Origin of the sequence: Pseudomonas sp. SWRI179, assembly GCF_014268705.1 — a bacterium.
In the GTDB taxonomy this organism is placed as follows: Bacteria; Pseudomonadota; Gammaproteobacteria; order Pseudomonadales; family Pseudomonadaceae; genus Aquipseudomonas; species Aquipseudomonas zanjanensis.
In genome coordinates, this window is record NZ_JABWRA010000013.1 from 58,537 (window position 1) to 76,130 (window position 17,594).

Consider the following 17,594-nt stretch of genomic DNA (forward strand, 5'->3'; position numbering starts at 1 on the left):
TGCAAACCATGAAATGACCCACACAGTTCTATCGTTTGCCCGCGCGAAGACTGCTAGCATCGGGGCCGAGATTGAACATTCGGTCTGGCCCATCACAGGTTGCCCATGCTCGAGACACCAGCACTGCAAAGGAACGCGACGCTGCCCGCGCCCCTGGACACGCGTTATCAGGTTGAAACGCCGGAAGGTATCGACCTGCCGCTGCGCCCGGCGGGGTTGATGCCGCGTGCAATCGCCTTCGCCATCGACCTGGGCATACGCGGGCTGGTCCTGGGTTTTTTCTTCCTGGTCCTGGCATTTTTCGGTGAGCTGGGGCTCGGCCTGGGTTCCATCCTGCTGTTTGTCGTCAGTTGGTGGTACATGGTGCTGTTCGAGGTGCTCAACCAGGGGCGCTCTCCCGGCAAGCAGATCATGGGGCTGCGCGTGGTGCAGGACGATGGCCGGCCCATCGGCTGGTCGGCGTCGTTGATCCGCAACCTGCTGCGTTTCGTCGACATGCTGCCCTTCGGCTACACCTTCGGGGCCATTTGCTGCCTGCAGCATCCGGCGTTCAAGCGCTTGGGCGATCTCGCGGCCGGCACGCTGGTGGTGTATCGCGAACAACCGGTCAAACGCCCCGCATTGCCCATGGCCCCGCCGATACGCACGCCTTTCACCCTGAACTTGCATGAACAACGCGCCGTGCTGGGCTTCGCCGAACGCCAGGCAGATCTGTCCCGGGCGCGGGTCAACGAACTGGCGGCGATCCTGGCCGCGCCACTGAACGTCCAAGGGCCGAACGCCACCGCCGAGCTCAATGGCATCGCCCGTGGCTTGTTGGGGCCGACATGAAGCAAAGCCTGTTCGAAAGCCGCCACCAAAGCGAATGGGAGCACCTGTCCCGGCAACTCGATCAACTGGAGCGCAGCCGCAACGTACCCCAGAGCGGTGATTTCCCCGCCGCCTATCGACGGCTCTGCCATCACTTGGCACTGGCCCAGGCCCGGGGCTACAGCAGCTTGCTGGTCGACACCCTGCAACAACTGGCGCTGCGCGGTCATCAGCAACTCTACCGGGATCGCAGCCGCCCCTCGGCCAGCCTCTCGGCCTTCATCCTGGTCGGTTTCCCTCGCCTGGTGCGTGAACAATGGCGCTTTGTGCTGGCCGCCAGCCTGATGTTCCTCGGCAGCCTGGTGGGCATCGGGCTGCTGGTCTATCTGTTTCCGGAACTGGTCTACAGCGTGCTGGGCGCCGACGAAATCAGCCAGATCCGCAGCATGTATGACCCCGCCTCCGGGCACCTGGGGCGCTCGGTCGAACGGGCCGCCAGCGAAGACTGGGTCATGTTCGGCTACTACATCATGCACAACATCGGCATTGCCTTTCAGACCTTCGCCAGTGGCTTGATGTTTGGACTCGGCAGCGCGTTCTTCCTGCTTTTCAATGGCCTGACCATCGGCGCGGTGGCCGGGCACCTGACCCAGATCGGCTCGGGGGGAACATTCTGGTCGTTCGTGATCGGCCACGGCGCCTTCGAACTCACCGCCATCGCCCTGGCCGGCGCCGCGGGCCTGCAATTGGGCTGGGCCTTGATCGCGCCGGGACGCCTGACCCGGGGCGAGGCCTTGCGACTCGCGGCGGGCAAAAGCGTGCTGATGATCGGTGGCGTGATGCTGTTCCTGCTCATCGCCGCGTTCATCGAGGCCTACTGGTCCTCCAGCGCCGTGACGCCCGCCACCAAATACACGGTGGGCGCGTTGTTGTGGCTGTTGGTGATCAGCTATCTGTCGTTTGCCGGACGGGTCCGCCATGCGCCTGAGTGATGCCACCGTCGTCATCCGCCCACGCACCACCTGGGAAGCCATGGACCTTGGCATATTGATGAGCCAGCAGCATCGACGCCTGCTGATGACCAGTTGGGCGATCATCACGTTGCCGGTGTACCTGTTGCTGACCCTGCTGCTGTGGGATTCACCGTCCCTGGTGGTGATGCTGTTCTGGTGGCTGAAGCCGGCCTTTGACCGTTTGCCCTTGTACATTCTGTCCAAGGCGTTGTTTGGCGAAACCCCGACCTTGAGGCAGGCCTTGCGCCAATGGCCAGCGCTGCTCAAACCCCAGTTGCTGGCCAGCCTGACCTGGCGCCGGCTGAGCCTGAGCCGCAGTTTCCTGCTGCCGGTGGTGCAACTCGAAGGGCTCGCCGGTGAAGCGCGGGAGCAACGCATACGGGTATTGCTGCAACGTAATCGCGGCGCTTCGCAATGGTTGACCATCATCGGCATGCACCTGGAAACCGCCCTGTGGTTCGGCCTGATGGCGCTGTTCTACCTGTTCGTGCCGCAACAAGTCGAACTGCAATGGGATTGGGAGACGCTGGTGTCCGCAGCCGAACACGACTGGTTGTGGTTCGAGCACCTGGTCAACTTCCTGTATCCGCTGCTGCTGATCTTGTGGGAACCGGTGTACGTCGCCTGCGGCTTCAGCCTCTACCTGAACCGGCGCACGATCCTCGAAGCGTGGGACATCGAACTGGTGTTCCGGCGCCTGCGCCAACGGCTGAGCGGCGTAGCCCCGGTGTTGTTGCTCCTGGCCCTGGTGATGCTGCCATTGGCGCCCCCAGCGTTTGCCGCTGAGGACGCCAACGGCCCCGACAGCCCGCGGCTGCTCAACCAGCCCCTCACCAGCGAAGCCTCCCGAGACGGCATCGAGGCGATCCTCGACGCTCCGCCCTTCAAGAACTCCGAGACCGTCACCCGTTATCGTTTCGGCGAAGACACCGCTGAACCCGCCAAGGAGACCGAAGAGACCGAGGCCAAACCGAGCTGGCTCAAGGCCCTGTTCAAATGGCTCGGCGGCCAACGCTTCGACATCGCCGCGGCGCTGATCCAGATCGCGCTGTGGGCCTGCTTGATAGGCGCGATCGTCTGGCTGGCCTGGCACTATCGGGAGCGGCTCAAGGCCCTGGTCAATCGCCGACCAACGCCACGCCTGCCCGTGGAACGAGCGGCGCCGGCACGCATGTTCGGCCTGGATATCCGTGAAGAAAGCCTGCCGGCCGACATCGCCGCCAGCGTCGAACAACTGTGGGCCACGCAACCCCGTGAAGCCCTGGGCCTGCTATACCGAGCACTGCTCAGCCGGTTGCATCATGACTTCAAGATCCCCTTGAAACCGTCCGACACCGAAGGCCAGGTGCTGCAACGCGTCGAACAGCTCAAGCAGGACGAGCTGCTGGGCTTCAGCAAAGCCCTGACGCTGCATTGGCAAAACATTGCCTACGGGCATCGCCCACCGCCGACCCACCTGCAACAGGAATTGTGTGACGGCTGGCGCGGGCTGTTCGGTCCGGGAGCGTCTCGATGAGCCGGCACGCGGGGTGGCTGATCGGCGCCGTGCTGGCCGCCGTGGTGTGCGCATTCGGCTTCTATCTCTACGCCAAAGCCGTGCCCTATGAAGAGGTCGTCGAGCACGGCCCTTCTCCCGAAGCCCAGGCCAACCCTTACCTGGCCGCCGAGCATTTCCTGCGCCAGCGGGGCATCAACGTCGAACACGCCAACAGCCTGGATGTATTGCCCACCCTGGAGCCTCGCCAGCACAGCCTGCTGTTGCTGGGCGAGCGCACCCACATGACGCCCCGGGAAGTCGACCGGTTGATGAACTGGACCCGGGCCGGCGGGCGCTTGCTCTTCGTGGCCGAAGCCTTGTGGGACGACAGCGCCGGCAGCAGCGGCGACCTGCTGCTCGACCGCGTGCGCCTGCGCCAATTCCTGAGCAAGGACCTCAAGGAACCCGCGCCCGAACTGATCAAGGACCGCTTCCCCGAACTGACCAAGCTCTACCTGGAAGACGAAGAGGCGCCGGCCTATATCAGCTTCGACACCGACTTTCACCTCGAAGACCCGCATAACCTGGCCCAGGCCTGGGCCAACAGCGCGTCGTCGACCCACATGATGCAATTGACCCTCGGCCTGGGCTCGATCACCGTGCTCACCGATGCCGAGCTGTGGAAGAACGATGCGATCGACCAGTACGACAACGCCTGGCTGCTCTGGTATTTGAGCGCCGACACGGACGTCACGCTGCTGTTCAATACCGACCACGACGACCTGCTGACCCTGTTGCTGCGCTATTTCCCCCAAGCGCTGGTGGCACTGCTGGCCCTGGTTGCCCTGTGGTTCTGGCATTCGGCGGTGCGCCATGGCCCGCTGCAACCACCCGCCTCCAAGGCGCGGCGCCAGTTGGAAGAACACGTGCAGGCCAGCGCCGGTTTCCACCTGCGCCACAACGGCCAGCAGCACCTGTTGCACACCTTGCAGCAAGACGTGCTGCGCCGGGCACGCCACCTTCACCCAGGTTTCGAACAACTGGCCGTCGCCGAACAATGGCAGGTCCTCGCCCGCCTGACCCGACAACCGACGCGGGCCATCAGCCAGGCCTTGAGCCCACGGCCGAAGCAGCGGATGTCCGGCGCCGAGTTCTGCCGCCAGGTCGCCCATTTGCAAACTCTTAGGAATGCCTTATAGATTCTTTCCGCAGAAAAATCCGCAAAAACAGCGGAAATAATCTATCGTACGGTATCGTCAAACCCAGTATTTACTGGCTTTATCGACCATTTTATTTTCCGCATAAATTTCCGCAGGAACTGCCCAACCAATAGCCGTTTATGTTCGCTGGAAGCAAAACGATGATCACCTCGAAAACGTACCTTGATCCCGTACTGCCAGAAACTCTGCCCGACTCGATCTTTCTGGCCGCGGATCAGTTGCCACGCAAGGCAGCCTTCCTGGCCGGACGTCTGGCCGATGAGACATCCAGGCAACTGGCGGGCCTGTTGCGCATCACCAACACCTACTACTCGAACCTGATCGAAGGGCATCGCACCGAGATTGCCGACCTGCAGGTTGCTCGCACGACACCAAAACGGGAACGAAAGGAACTCAAAGAGCTGGCCGTGCAGCACATGACGCAGCAGGAGGTGATGGAGCGGCTACTTCGCATGCGGCCAGCGGAGAATTTCTCCGCGCTGTTCGATCCCAAGTTGATCGCGGCCATCCATCGTCGACTGTTCAAGGACGCGTCCAAGCAGGAACTGACCCTGGACGATGGGCGCCTGATGGAACCCGGCAGGCTGCGGGCCGAAGAGAATGAACAGGTCCAGGTTGGCGCCCATGTCGCTCCAGCGGCGGCTGTTGTATTGCCCATGCTTGAGCATCTGCAGCTGCACTACGGACGAATCAGGGATCCGCGGCGCCAATTGATCGCGGCCCTGGCAGGCCATCACCGGGTGGCGCTTGTTCACCCCTTCCTGGACGGTAATGGTCGAGTGATTCGGATGCTCACCCACCTGCAGCTTGTTCACCTTGGGCTGAAACCTTTTCTCTGGTCACTGTCTCGCGGCCTGGCTCGCAGGCAAGATGAGTACTATCGCTTCCTGGCCCTGGCTGATCGCCCGCGTGAGGGTGACTATGACGGGCGTGGCCAACTTTCACAGCGTCACTACTTCAACTTCATCGAATTCATGCTCGATGTCTGCCGCGACCAGATTGAGTACATGACCACCTCGCTAAACCCGGCCAAGCTGCGCGAGCAGGTTGTTCATGTGTTCTCGACGGATCCCGAGCTTCGCCGTGCCGGCATCCGGCCAACCAGTGCAGCCGCTGTGCTGGCGCTTCTCACTCAAGGTGCGATGCCGCGTGCGGAGTTCAAGGTGTTCACAGGCTTGAAGGATCGGCTGGCAACGGAAGAACTGGGCCGCTTGATCGAAGCGGGGATCGTGGTCAGCAGTACCCCCCGGTCCCGCACGGTGGAAGCGGGTCTGCCCGCACGCTTCGCCGGATTGATCTTTCCGAACCTGCATTTTCAAATGGGCTAAGGTGTGCAGCGACTCAGTTGTCAGCGCCCGGCACTGCACCATATCGCGAGTCATAGGATTTAACCGTTAGGAGAACGCCAGAATTGACGACTGAACAGAACGAACCTACCGACGGCCAGGCCCACGCCGTCCAACAGCGCCAGCGCGCCAGTCAGTTGGCCCAGGCTATCCGCACCGAGCTGCGCAAGGCGGTGGTGGGTCAGGCCAGTGTGATCGACGATGTGCTCACGGCATTGATCGCCGGTGGCCACGTATTGCTCGAAGGCGTTCCCGGGCTGGGCAAGACCTTGCTGGTGCGGGCCCTGGCTCGCTGTTTCAACGGCGAGTTCGCGCGCATCCAGTTCACCCCCGACCTGATGCCCAGCGACGTCACCGGGCATGCGGTGTACGACTTGCAGACCGAGCAGTTCAAGCTGCGCAAGGGCCCGGTGTTCACCCATCTGCTGCTGGCCGACGAGATCAACCGTGCGCCAGCCAAGACCCAGGCCGCGCTGCTCGAAGCCATGCAGGAGCGTCAGGTCACCCTCGAGGGCCGCGCCCTGCCTATCGCCCAGCCGTTCATGGTCCTCGCCACCCAGAACCCCATCGAACAGGAAGGCACCTACCCGCTGCCGGAAGCCGAGCTCGACCGCTTCATGCTCAAGGTGCGCATGGATTACCCGGATGCCGACCAGGAGCTGGACATGGTCCGCCAGGTCAGCCGTTCGACCCGCGCCGACATGCTCGACGTGCAACCGCTGCGCATGGTGTTGCAGGCCAAGGACGTGCAAGCGTTGCAACGCATCGCCAGCGACCTGCCGATGGACGACCAGGTGCTCGACTACGCCGTGCGCCTGGCCCGCACCACCCGCAGCTGGCCGGGCCTGACCCTCGGCGCCGGGCCTCGCGCGTCGATTGCGCTGGTGCGTTGCGCCCGGGCCCGGGCGTTGTTGCGCGGCGGCGACTTCGTGGTGCCGGACGACATCAAGGGCTGCGCCCTGGCCGTACTGCGCCATCGCGTGCGGCTGGCGCCGGAACTGGACATCGAAGGGCTGTCGGTGGACCAGGTGCTGGGGCAACTGCTCGATCAAGTGCCGGCGCCGCGGTTGTGATGAGGGCGTCTGTGCCAAGCGTGCTTTTTGTGCCAGGAATACCTTCTATGGCAGGAATGTCTTCTGTACCAGGAATGCTTTTTGTGCCAGGAAAATTCTTTGTGGCAGGCATGCTTTTTGTGGCGAGGGAGCTTGCTCCCGCTGGGCTGCGAAGCAGCCCCCAAGTTCTATCTGACACACCGCCAGGGGACGCTGCGCGTCCAGCGGGAGCAAGCTCCCTCGCCACAGGAAACCTCACTGCAGTAAATTTCTTTGCCAAGGCCAACATCCCCTGCAAGGGCATGCACCGATGAAACCCTCACGCCTGCTGCTGACCTGGCTCGCCGTGCTGCTGGCCGTGAGCATCGTGCTCGGCGCCCTGCGAGCGCTGGGCATCGCGGTGCCATCGACGCTGCTGTCGATCAACTGGGGGTTGCTGCTGGCCTTGCTGGCCCTGGCGCTGCTCGACGCGGTGCGCGTCCGACGCCTGCCCTCGCCGCGGGTGCAACGGCAAATGCCCGGGAGCCTGGCCCTGGGCCGCTGGGGTGATGTCCGCCTGGAAGTCAGCCACGACTTTGCCCAGCCGCTGCACGTGCAGCTTTTCGATCATGTTCCCGATGGCCTGGACTTCGAAAACCTGCCGCAGTCGGTCGAACTGCAACCCGGCCAGCGCAGCCAGGTCGGCTACCGCCTGCGCCCGCTCAAGCGCGGTCACTTTACCTTCGTCCAGTGCGAAACCAACCTGCCGAGCCCGCTGGGCTTGTGGACCGACAAACGCCTGCTGGACGCCGTCGACCACACCCGCGTCTACCCGGATTTCGCCAGGCTCTACGACGGCCAGTTGCTGGCGGTGGACAATTGGCTCAGCCAGCTCGGCATTCGCCAGCGGCAACGCCGCGGCCAGGGGCAGGAATTCCATCAACTGCGCGAATTCCGCGAGGGCGACAGCCTGCGCCAGATCGATTGGAAAGCCACCGCCCGCCATCGCACGCCGATCGCCCGGGAATACGAAGACGAGCGCGACCAGCAGATCATCTTCATGCTCGATTGTGGCCGACGCATGCGCAGCCAGGACGGCGAGCTGGCGCATTTCGACCACGCCCTCAACGCCTGCCTGCTGCTCAGCTACACCGCCCTGCGCCAGGGCGATGCCGTGGGCCTGAGCACCTTCGCCAGCGAGCAAAGCCGCTACCTCGCCCCGGTCAAAGGCACCGGCCAACTCAACGTCCTGCTCAACACCGTGTACGACCTCGACAGCAGCCAACGCCCCGCCGACTACCAGGCGGCCGTCACCGAACTGTTGGCCCGGCAAAAACGCCGGGCCTTGGTGGTGCTGGTGACCAACCTGCGGGATGAAGACGATGCGCAACTGCTCGCCGCCGTGAAACGGCTGGGGCAACAGCATCGGGTGCTGGTGGCCAGCCTGCGGGAAGAAGCCCTCGATCGGTTGCGCCAGGCACCGGTGCAAACCTTGCCCGAGGCCTTGGCCTATTGCGGGACGGTGGATTATTTGAATGCGCGGGCCGAGCTGCACAAGCAGCTCGCCGCCCACGGCGTGCCAACCCTGGATTCGCGCCCCAGCGAACTGGGCGCGGCCCTGGTGACCCAATACCTGGCCTGGAAAAAAGCCGGAACCGCCTGAAGCTGATCACTTAAGAAAGCGATGAACCCGTGGCGAGGGAGCTTGCTCCCGCTGGGCTGCGTAGCAGCCCCTTTTGGGGGGCGCATCGCACTGAAACAGCAGCCCGGTCACAATGGTCCTACAGCGAGACAGCAAAAGTCCGATTAACTACAGCGCCTTGCGCAACGGACTACAGATCCGCCAGAATCCGCCGGCTTGTGCACCTTGGCCTTGCCCCGTAACTTGATTCGCGTCGCTGATAACCAGCGATCGGGTTTAGTCGCCCGGGGTACATCACCAAGATGCATTGCGTCTCCATCAGTCAGGTCTCCCTATCCCTGCTCTTGATGGTGGCTGTGCGCAGGGCGCTTCGGCGCGCCGGTTTTTGGTGACACTTCCCCGGTCGACTAACCTGCGTACAGCCGCCACCCCTCCGTTTAGTCGCGAAGTGGTCAAGGCATTATTTTAAGGAAGATCACCATGTTCAAAGCCACACCTAACCCACCCCACACCGATCCGCTATCCCCTCACGAAACCCCCGATCCCGAAAAGCTCGACGAAGCCGCCCAAAGAGCCCTCGACTACTACCTCAAGCCCAACCACGGCCAACCCGACAAAAAACCTTACAAACAACCGGACTACTTCATCGTCGCCCCCGACGCCGACCCCGAAGGCATGCTCGCCCACACCTACGAAACCTTCTGTTCGGTAAGCACGCTGATCCTGGATCTATCGGAAGACCTCGAAGGCGCCCCACGCAACCTGGCGTTGGCGATTCACCAAATGGGCGAGATGGGAGTGTTGTTGCTGGAGAAGATGCTGGATAACGAGGCGAGGGTTCAGCGCTGAGGGCCGAATGCCTGTAGACGCGGGCGGATGAAGGTCCTGTGGGAGCGGGCTTGCTCGCGAAGGCGGCGGCACATTCAGCATTGCTGCAAGCTGATCCACCGCTTTCGCGAGCAAGCCCGCTCCCACAATTAAGTGGGGTACACCCGCAGGAACCAGGCCTTGCGGCTAGGACCCAAGCGGCATCAAGCCGACGCCGGCAACGGATAAAAACAGAAATACTGCCGCAACGCGCTCACCAGTTGCCCATAGTCCGGTGGCGCCCACAGCAAGCTGAAACCGGCATCGAAATGCTGCGGCGTCACGTCTTCGTGACACCACAGGCACCTGGCTTTCAACTGGATGTTCTCCTGTGGCCCTTCGTCGGCGGGGATTTTCAGGTGCAGGTCGAAATCCGCACCGACCATCAACGGCAGCTGGCTGATCAGCATCAGCCCATTTTCAGAAACGTTGCCCAAAAAACCGATGGGCCTGTCGTTGATACCGTTGAACACTTTGAGGAAATACGGCAACTGATGCCGTTCGATTCGGCGTTCCTTGTACATGTCTTGTATCGCTTTCTTAGCGGCCACATACAGGGCCAACCGATCACTTCGGAACGAACCCAAGCGAGCCCGCTCTCCCCAATCCCGGTGCCAGACGCTATCAACCGCCTTGAGCCTACTTCTGCCGGTCTCAGGTGCTTCTATAAAGTAGAGATCTAGCTCTAACTACGACTTGTACAAATATAGCCCAAGGTTAGAAGGCAACCAGTCCCATGTATTAATTTTCATAAACACGACGGGCAGAGGACGGATGGCCAGGATTACTCCTGGCCACGGGAGGGAGGGTCAAGAAGCAGGACGAATCGCCGAGGCGCTGCGGGTCGGGTAGTGGCCCAGGCTCTGCAGGGTTTCGAGCCGGGCGCGAGCGCGGAACGCGTATTCGCTGTTAGGGTATTGGCTGATGATGAACTGGTAGGTCTGCGCTGCATCGATGAACAGCTTCTGCCGCTCCAGGCATTGGCCGCGCAGCATCGAGACTTCCGGCTGCATATAGCGGCGGGCGCGGCTGGCGCGGTCGACCTTGGACAGCTCAAGCATGACCTGCTCGCAATTGCCACGGTCATAAGCCTTGTAGGCCAGGTTCATGTGGTGGTTCATCGACCAACGGGTGCAGCCCGTGACGCTCAGGGCCAGGGCAACAAAAAGCACGAATCGCATGGGAGGTTCTCCTGTCTTGAGCTCTGTATCGACCTGGCGGGGAAAATCTTCAGCTGAAAACACTCCGATGGTGAACACCTGTGTGGCGAGGGAGCTTGCTCCCGCTCGGTTGCGTAGCGACCGTAAAATCTTGGGGCTGTTGCACAGCCCAGCGGGAGCAAGCTCCCTCGCCACAAGAGCAGTGTTCGGCTTTAGTAGTTAAAGGCGCAAAAATTTTCAGGAATGTTCATTTCGAAAAACAAACGAAAAAGTAGTGCATATGAACAATGACTACACCCAAAGAGCATAGTAGCCTTCGCTGGCGCTTGAACTTGAGGAGTCTTGCATGTCCGTCCGTCGCACCAAAATCGTCGCTACCCTTGGCCCGGCCAGTAATTCGCCGGAAGTTCTCGAACAGCTGATTCTGGCTGGCCTGGACGTTGCCCGTCTGAATTTCTCCCACGGCACCCCCGACGAGCACAAGGCTCGTGCCAAGCTGGTGCGCGACCTCGCTGCCAAGCATGGCCGCTTCGTTGCCCTGCTGGGTGACCTGCAAGGCCCGAAGATCCGTATCGCCAAATTCGCCAACAAGCGCATCGAGCTGAAGATCGGTGACACCTTCACCTTCTCCACCAGCCATCCGCTGACCGAAGGCAACCAGCAAGTGGTCGGCATCGACTATCCGGACCTGGTCAAGGATTGCGGCGTCGGCGACGAGCTGCTGCTTGACGACGGTCGCGTGGTGATGCGCGTCGAGACCGCTACCGCCACCGAACTGAACTGCGTCGTGACCATCGGCGGCCCGCTGTCGGACCACAAAGGCATCAACCGTCGCGGCGGTGGCCTGACGGCCCCAGCCCTGACCGAAAAAGACAAGGCCGACATCAAGCTGGCCGCGGAAATGGAAGTCGACTACCTGGCCGTTTCCTTTCCCCGTGACGCGGCGGACATGGAATACGCCCGTCAACTGCGCGACGAAGCCGGCGGCACCGCCTGGCTGGTGGCCAAGATCGAACGCGCCGAAGCCGTGGCCGACGACGAAACCCTCGACGGCCTGATCAAGGCGTCCGACGCCGTGATGGTGGCCCGTGGTGACCTGGGCGTGGAAATCGGCGACGCCGAGCTGGTGGGCATCCAGAAGAAGATCATTCTGCACGCACGCCGCCACAACAAGGCGGTGATCGTCGCGACCCAGATGATGGAGTCGATGATCCAGAACCCGATGCCGACCCGCGCCGAAGTGTCCGACGTAGCCAACGCCGTGCTCGACTACACCGACGCCGTGATGCTCTCGGCCGAAAGCGCCGCCGGCCTCTACCCGCTCGAAGCGGTGCAGGCCATGGCGCGTATTTGCATCGGCGCTGAAAAGCACCCGACCAGCAAGACCTCCAGCCACCGCATCGGCAAGACCTTCGAGCGCTGCGACGAAAGCATCGCCCTGGCGACGATGTACACCGCCAACCACTTCCCGGGCGTGAAGGCGATCATCGCCTTGACCGAAAGTGGCTACACGCCGCTGATCATGTCGCGCATCCGCTCCTCGGTGCCGATCTACGCGTTCTCTCCACACCGCGAGACCCAGGCCCGCGCGTCGATGTTCCGTGGCGTCTACACCGTGCCGTTCGACCCAGCGGCCCTGCAACCGGGCGAAGTCAGCCAGGCGGCGGTGGATGAACTGGTCAAGCGCGGCGTGGTGCAGACCGGCGACTGGGTCATCCTGACCAAGGGCGACAGCTACCACACCATCGGCGGCACCAACGGGATGAAGATCCTGCACGTTGGCGACCCGATGGTCTGAGTGACCGAACGCTGAAAAACAAAAGCCCTGCCATGTGAATGGCGGGGCTTTTTGGTTTTTGCCTGCTGAAGCCTGATCTGCCGCCATCGCGAGCAAGCTTTGCTCCCACATTTTGGACTGCGTACACATCTCACCTGTGGGAGCGGGCTTGCTCGCGAAGGCGTCAGCTCATTCAAGATGGATGCAAGCTGACCCACCGCTTTCGCGAGCAAGCCCGCTCCCACAGGGATCTTGTGTTGAACACATTATTCATGAACACCACAGATCTACTGTGGGAGCAAAGCTTGCTCGCGATAGGGCCGGACCAGGCACCAAAAAACTCAACGCCTGTTGATAAACCCCGACAACGCCGCCACCGCTTCGGGCGAGCGCAGGCGTTGGGTGAACAACTTGCCCTCCTCTTCGATCACCTTGCGCAATGCTTCCCGGTCCGGCGCTTTCATCAGTTGCTTGCTGATACACACCGCTTCCGGCGGCAGCGATTCGAAGCGCAATGCCACTTCCCTGGCCTTGGCCAATACCGCTTCGCCATTGTCCAGCGCCTCGGTAGCGATGCCCCATGCGACCGCCTGTTCTCCACTGAAGCCCTCGCCCAACAGCAACAATTGCGCAGCCTTGGCCTGGCCCAGCAGCCGCGGCAGGATCAGGCTGGAGCCGAACTCTGGACACAAACCCAGGTTGACGAACGGCATGCGCAGCCGCGCATCCCGGCTGACGTAGACCAGGTCGCAATGCAGCAGCAACGTCGTGCCGATGCCCACCGCCGGCCCAACCACGGCGGCGATCACCGGTTTGCGGCAATCGAGCAGGCTGAGCATGAACTGGAATACCGGGTTATCGAGGTCGTTCGGTGGCTGTTCGAGGAAGTCGACGATATCGTTACCGGCGGTGAAGCAATCGCTGGAGCCGGTGAGCAGCACCGCGCGAATCTGCGGGTCGGTGTCGGCCATCGTCAGGGCATGGGCCAATTGACTGTACATCGCCCGGGTGAGGGCGTTTTTCTTGTCCGGGCGGTTCAAGCGCACGGTCAGCAGGCCGCGTTCACGGTCGAGCAACAGGGTTTCGGTCATGGTCGGTCTCGCGTCTGGGAATCAGCGCTCAACCACGGGGCAGGAAGACGTCGGCCAGCAGTTGATTGCGCGGCAAGCCGGCCAGGTACAAACGCTTGGCAAAGGCCTCGACCCGGTCGGGATGGCCGCAGAGTAAGGCTTGGGTTTGCCGGGAAACAAGCCGCAGTTGCGCCAAGGCGGACGGCGCCTCGGCCGCGGTCAGCAGCTCCACCGAGAGGTTTTGATGCTTGGCCGCCAGCGCCTCCAGGGGTTTGGCCAGGTAATGCCCGGCCGCATCATGGGCCACGTGAATAAGGCGAATCGCGCCTTGGTGATGCTGGCGCAACGCCTCGCGCAGCAAGCCGAACAGCGGCGCCAAGCCCGTCCCGGCGGCGAGCAGCCACAGCGGCCTGGCATGCCAGTCGGGATCGTAGTGCAAGGCGCCACCGCGCAGCTCGCCCAGCCGGATCGGGTCGCCGGCGTTCATCTGCCGGGCCGCCTCGATGAACTGGCCGGGCTCACGGCAATCGAGGTGGAACTCCAGGAAACGGTCTTCTTCGGGCAGGCTTGCCAGGGAATATGGCCGGGCCACCTCGCCGGCCCACAGCACCAGATGCTGCCCGGCCCGATACCGCAGCGGCCGCTCGGGCGTGACGCGCAAGCGCAACACCTCGCCGCCCAGCCAATCCACTGCCATCACCTGGGCGGCCTGGCCGTCACGTTGCGGATCGAAGGTATGGATCTGCACATCCTCCACCACCTGGCATTGGCAGGCCAACCGCCAGCCCTGGTCGCGCTGCGTCGGGCTCAGGGCATCGGGACGGCTGTCGCGCACGTCGCCACCCACGCACTGCACCAGGCAGGCGTGGCAGCTCCCGGCGCGGCAACTGTAGGGCACCGGCACGCCGGCACCGTTCAAGGCGTCCAGCAGGTTACTGCCCGCCGCCACCGTCCAGTGCCGACCGGCGACTGTCAGTTCAGGCATCGACGTTCTCCCAAGCGGCGGCGCACCGATTGCGGCCGTCTCGCTTGGCACGGTACAGGGCCTGGTCGGCCCGCTGCAACGCGTTATCCAGGTCATCGCCCATGTCCAGCATCGTCATGCCCGCCGACAGGCTGAGGGCGCCGACCTGCAGGCCGATCAGTTCGACTTCGGTGAACGCCAGCCGCAGCCGCTCGCAACAGGCCGTCAGGCGCTGGGGGTCGCAAGCGGGCAGCAGCATGACGAATTCCTCGCCGCCGTAACGGGCCAATACATCGCCTTCGCGCAGGCACGCCGTGGCGACCGCGGCGAACGCCTGGAGCACCTGGTCGCCGGCGGCGTGGCCGTGCAGGTCGTTGATGCGCTTGAAATGGTCAAGGTCGATCAGGGCCAGGCCATGGGCGACGCCGGGCCGGAGGGTGTTGAGTTCGCGGGAGGCCAGGCGCAGGAAATGCCGGCGATTGAACAGCCCGGTCAGCTCATCGGTGGCCACCAGGTCTTCGAGCTGGCGCATCATCCCGCGCAAGGTGTCCTGGTGCGCCTGCAAGGCAAACCGCCGCTGACGCATGCGCTGGCGTGAGGTCTGGACGTAGCGGGCGTAAAACACCAGCCACACCAGCACGAGAAACAGCACGGCCACCTGCAACCCGGCCAGGGTGGGATCGGGAAGCCTGAAGAAGTAACCGTCCCAGAGGGTAATCGCGGTGAAACTGATGAACACCAGCGACGCGCAGCGCACAAACGCCCGGCGTGACAGGTGGAACAGCCCGAACAACAGAATCAGCACATAGAACACCAGGAACACGCCCCGGGCCTGGTCCAGGTGCGCCATCATCCAAGTCTGCCAGCCCAGGCCGATCAACACCTGGACTTCGGTGAGGCTGGGGTCGGCAAAGCGCAGGTTGCGGTCGGTGATAAACAATGTGAACAGCCCGGCCTGGCACAGCACGACCAACACGCTGCCGATGATGACACCGCGCAACGAGTCCAGGTAATGCCCACTGAAAAATGCCAGCCACAACAAAACCAGTGCCAGCGCGTACGTCGCGGCCGCCAAAGCGAAGCGTTTCAGCAAAAGACGTTGAATGGCGTTATGGGTCAATCGTTGACTCACCATGGGAAAGGAAACTGACAGGAGGCGTCCTACGCTACAGGCCAGACGCCACTTTAGTGGCGTGTAGGACAAATGACCATTCAATTCTGGAGCAGAAAAATGGCGTCAAAGCAATGGCCCAATTGACGCAGTGGCTCGCGCCCCTGATATCCCTGTGGCGAGGGAGCTTGCTCCCGCTCGGTTGCGCAGCGACCGCAAAATCCTGGGGCCGCTGCGCAGCCCAGCGGGAGCAATCTCTGGCCACAGGTTTTCCCCCTTACCTGTTCAATCCGTCGCGATCGCGGGCAAGCCTTGCTCCCACTGGGGGCTGGCCTGCGATATACTGCCGCGCCTTTTTAGCGTCGCGCCAGCATGCCCGGCGTGCCTTATAGAGGTGCCGCCCGTCGACCGATGCACCCAAGCGGCCGGCACCTTATTGAATGTTCCCGTCTTTAGAGAGGAGCGCGACTCATGACCGTGATCAAGCAAGATGACCTGATACAGAGCGTCGCCGACGCCTTGCAGTTCATTTCCTATTACCACCCCGTGGATTTCATCCAGGCGATGCACGAAGCCTACCTGCGCGAAGAATCGCCGGCGGCCCGTGACTCCATGGCGCAGATCCTGATCAACTCGCGCATGTGCGCCACCGGCCATCGGCCGATCTGCCAGGACACCGGCATCGTGACTGTGTTCGTGCGCGTGGGCATGGATGTGCGTTGGGATGGCGCGACCATGGGCCTGGACGACATGATCAACGAGGGCGTGCGTCGCGCCTACAACCTGCCGGAAAATGTCCTGCGTGCCTCCATCCTCGCCGACCCGGCAGGCGCACGCAAAAACACCAAGGACAACACCCCGGCGGTCATCCACTACTCCATCGTCCCGGGCAACACCGTGGAAGTGGACGTAGCGGCCAAGGGCGGCGGTTCCGAGAACAAGTCGAAGATGGCCATGCTCAACCCGTCCGACTCCATCGTCGACTGGGTGCTCAAGACCGTTCCGACCATGGGCGCCGGCTGGTGCCCACCGGGCATGCTCGGTATCGGCATCGGCGGCACTGCCGAGAAAGCCGCGGTGATGGCCAAGGAAGTCTTGATGGAATCCATCGACATCCATGAGCTCAAGGCCCGCGGCCCGCAGAACCGTATCGAAGAGATGCGCCTGGAGCTGTTCGAGAAGGTCAACCAACTGGGCATCGGCGCCCAGGGCCTGGGTGGCCTGACGACCGTGCTCGACGTGAAGATCATGGATTACCCGACCCACGCCGCCTCCCTGCCGGTGTGCATGATCCCCAACTGCGCCGCCACCCGTCACGCCCACTTCGTGCTGGACGGCACCGGCCCGGCTTCGCTGGAAGCGCCACCGCTGGACGCCTACCCGGAAATCGTCTGGGAAGCCGGCCCGTCGGCCCGTCGCGTCAACCTCGACACCTTGACCCCGGAAGACGTGCAGAGCTGGAAGCCGGGCGAAACCGTGCTGCTCAACGGCAAGATGCTCACCGGTCGCGACGCCGCGCACAAACGCATGGTCGAGATGCTGAACAAGGGTGAAACCTTGCCGGTGGACCTCAAGGGCCGCTTCATCTACTACGTCGGCCCGGTCGATCCGGTCGGCGACGAAGTGGTCGGCCCAGCCGGTCCGACCACCGCCACACGGATGGACAAGTTCACCCGCCAGATCCTCGAGCAGACCGGCCTGTTGGGCATGATCGGCAAATCCGAGCGCGGCCCGACCGCCATCGAAGCGATCAAGGACAACAAAGCCGTCTACCTGATGGCCGTCGGCGGTGCCGCTTACCTGGTGGCCCAGGCGATCAAGAAATCCAAGGTCCTGGCGTTCGCCGAACTGGGCATGGAAGCGATCTACGAGTTCGAGGTCAAGGACATGCCAGTGACGGTTGCCGTGGACAGCAAGGGCGAGTCGGTGCATATCACTGGTCCTGCCATCTGGCAGAAAAAGATCAGCGACAGCCTGGCGGTCGAAGTGCAGTAACAGGCATTTTGGCGCAGTGAAAAAAGGCCGGCGGGGCAACAACCCCACCGGCCTTTTTTTATGCAGTGATGCCACAGCCGCCCCCTGTGGGAGCGGGCTTGCTCGCGAAAG

The 17,594-nt window shown here is 62.8% G+C and carries 15 protein-coding genes; 10 read left to right on the forward strand and 5 right to left on the reverse strand.

Annotated elements, in window-relative coordinates:
* Positions 1–105: 105 nt before the first annotated feature.
* From HU767_RS09930 to HU767_RS09965, 8 genes are all read left to right on the forward strand, one after another.
* Positions 106–831, forward strand: coding sequence for an RDD family protein (locus tag HU767_RS09930; RefSeq protein ID WP_186729424.1), 726 nt, complete (start codon positions 106–108; stop codon positions 829–831).
* The gene (locus HU767_RS09935; protein ID WP_186729425.1) at positions 828–1,802 is read left to right on the forward strand and encodes a stage II sporulation protein M; all 975 of its coding nucleotides are present in this window, start codon (positions 828–830) and stop codon (positions 1,800–1,802) included. The genes HU767_RS09930 and HU767_RS09935 overlap by 4 nt, the downstream gene beginning before the upstream one ends.
* A complete protein-coding gene (locus HU767_RS09940; protein WP_186729426.1) occupies positions 1,789–3,339 on the forward strand; it encodes a DUF4129 domain-containing protein in 1,551 nt (516 codons plus the stop codon). Before HU767_RS09935 ends, HU767_RS09940 begins: the two co-directional genes overlap by 14 nt.
* Positions 3,336–4,499, forward strand: coding sequence for a DUF4350 domain-containing protein (locus tag HU767_RS09945; RefSeq protein WP_186729427.1), 1,164 nt, complete (start codon positions 3,336–3,338; stop codon positions 4,497–4,499). Before HU767_RS09940 ends, HU767_RS09945 begins: the two co-directional genes overlap by 4 nt.
* A gap of 161 nt (positions 4,500–4,660) precedes the next feature.
* Positions 4,661–5,848, forward strand: a complete 1,188-nt coding sequence (locus HU767_RS09950) for a Fic family protein (protein WP_186729428.1) — start codon at positions 4,661–4,663, stop codon at positions 5,846–5,848.
* 83 nt (positions 5,849–5,931) lie between these two features.
* Positions 5,932–6,939 carry a MoxR family ATPase gene (locus tag HU767_RS09955; protein ID WP_186729429.1) on the forward strand — a complete coding sequence of 336 codons (1,008 nt, stop codon included), beginning with the start codon at positions 5,932–5,934 and terminating at the stop codon, positions 6,937–6,939.
* A gap of 289 nt (positions 6,940–7,228) precedes the next feature.
* The gene (locus HU767_RS09960) at positions 7,229–8,560 is read left to right on the forward strand and encodes a DUF58 domain-containing protein (protein WP_186729430.1); all 1,332 of its coding nucleotides are present in this window, start codon (positions 7,229–7,231) and stop codon (positions 8,558–8,560) included.
* A 459-nt stretch (positions 8,561–9,019) separates the two neighbouring features.
* Entirely contained in the window at positions 9,020–9,388 is a 369-nt protein-coding gene (locus tag HU767_RS09965) for a DUF6124 family protein (protein ID WP_186729431.1), read from the forward strand.
* Positions 9,389–9,570: 182 nt separating this feature from the next.
* Here HU767_RS09965 and HU767_RS09970 read toward each other — a convergent pair whose 3' ends face one another.
* Both HU767_RS09970 and HU767_RS09975 read right to left on the reverse strand, forming a co-directional pair.
* Positions 9,571–9,930 (reverse strand): PilZ domain-containing protein, encoded by a 360-nt coding sequence (locus tag HU767_RS09970; protein ID WP_186706388.1) that lies wholly within the window; start codon positions 9,928–9,930, stop codon positions 9,571–9,573.
* A 285-nt stretch (positions 9,931–10,215) separates the two neighbouring features.
* Entirely contained in the window at positions 10,216–10,587 is a 372-nt protein-coding gene (locus HU767_RS09975) for a tetratricopeptide repeat protein (RefSeq protein ID WP_186729432.1), read from the reverse strand.
* A gap of 325 nt (positions 10,588–10,912) precedes the next feature.
* On the opposite strand from HU767_RS09975, the gene pyk reads away from it, so the two are divergent.
* The gene (pyk, locus tag HU767_RS09980; protein ID WP_053124684.1) at positions 10,913–12,364 is read left to right on the forward strand and encodes a pyruvate kinase; all 1,452 of its coding nucleotides are present in this window, start codon (positions 10,913–10,915) and stop codon (positions 12,362–12,364) included.
* Between the two features lie 320 nt (positions 12,365–12,684).
* Here pyk and HU767_RS09985 read toward each other — a convergent pair whose 3' ends face one another.
* From HU767_RS09985 to HU767_RS09995, 3 genes are read right to left on the reverse strand one after another with little or no spacing between them, the layout of a single operon-like run.
* On the reverse strand, positions 12,685–13,434 hold the full coding sequence (locus tag HU767_RS09985) for an enoyl-CoA hydratase (protein ID WP_186729433.1): 750 nt from the start codon (positions 13,432–13,434) through the stop codon (positions 12,685–12,687).
* Between the two features lie 28 nt (positions 13,435–13,462).
* A complete protein-coding gene (locus HU767_RS09990) occupies positions 13,463–14,398 on the reverse strand; it encodes an iron-sulfur-binding ferredoxin reductase (protein ID WP_186706391.1) in 936 nt (311 codons plus the stop codon).
* On the reverse strand, positions 14,391–15,497 hold the full coding sequence (locus HU767_RS09995; protein ID WP_186706392.1) for a GGDEF domain-containing protein: 1,107 nt from the start codon (positions 15,495–15,497) through the stop codon (positions 14,391–14,393). Before HU767_RS09995 ends, HU767_RS09990 begins: the two co-directional genes overlap by 8 nt.
* 462 nt (positions 15,498–15,959) lie before the next feature.
* On the opposite strand from HU767_RS09995, the gene HU767_RS10000 reads away from it, so the two are divergent.
* Positions 15,960–17,483, forward strand: coding sequence for a fumarate hydratase (locus tag HU767_RS10000; RefSeq protein ID WP_003178511.1), 1,524 nt, complete (start codon positions 15,960–15,962; stop codon positions 17,481–17,483).
* The last annotated feature ends 111 nt before the right edge of the window (positions 17,484–17,594 follow it).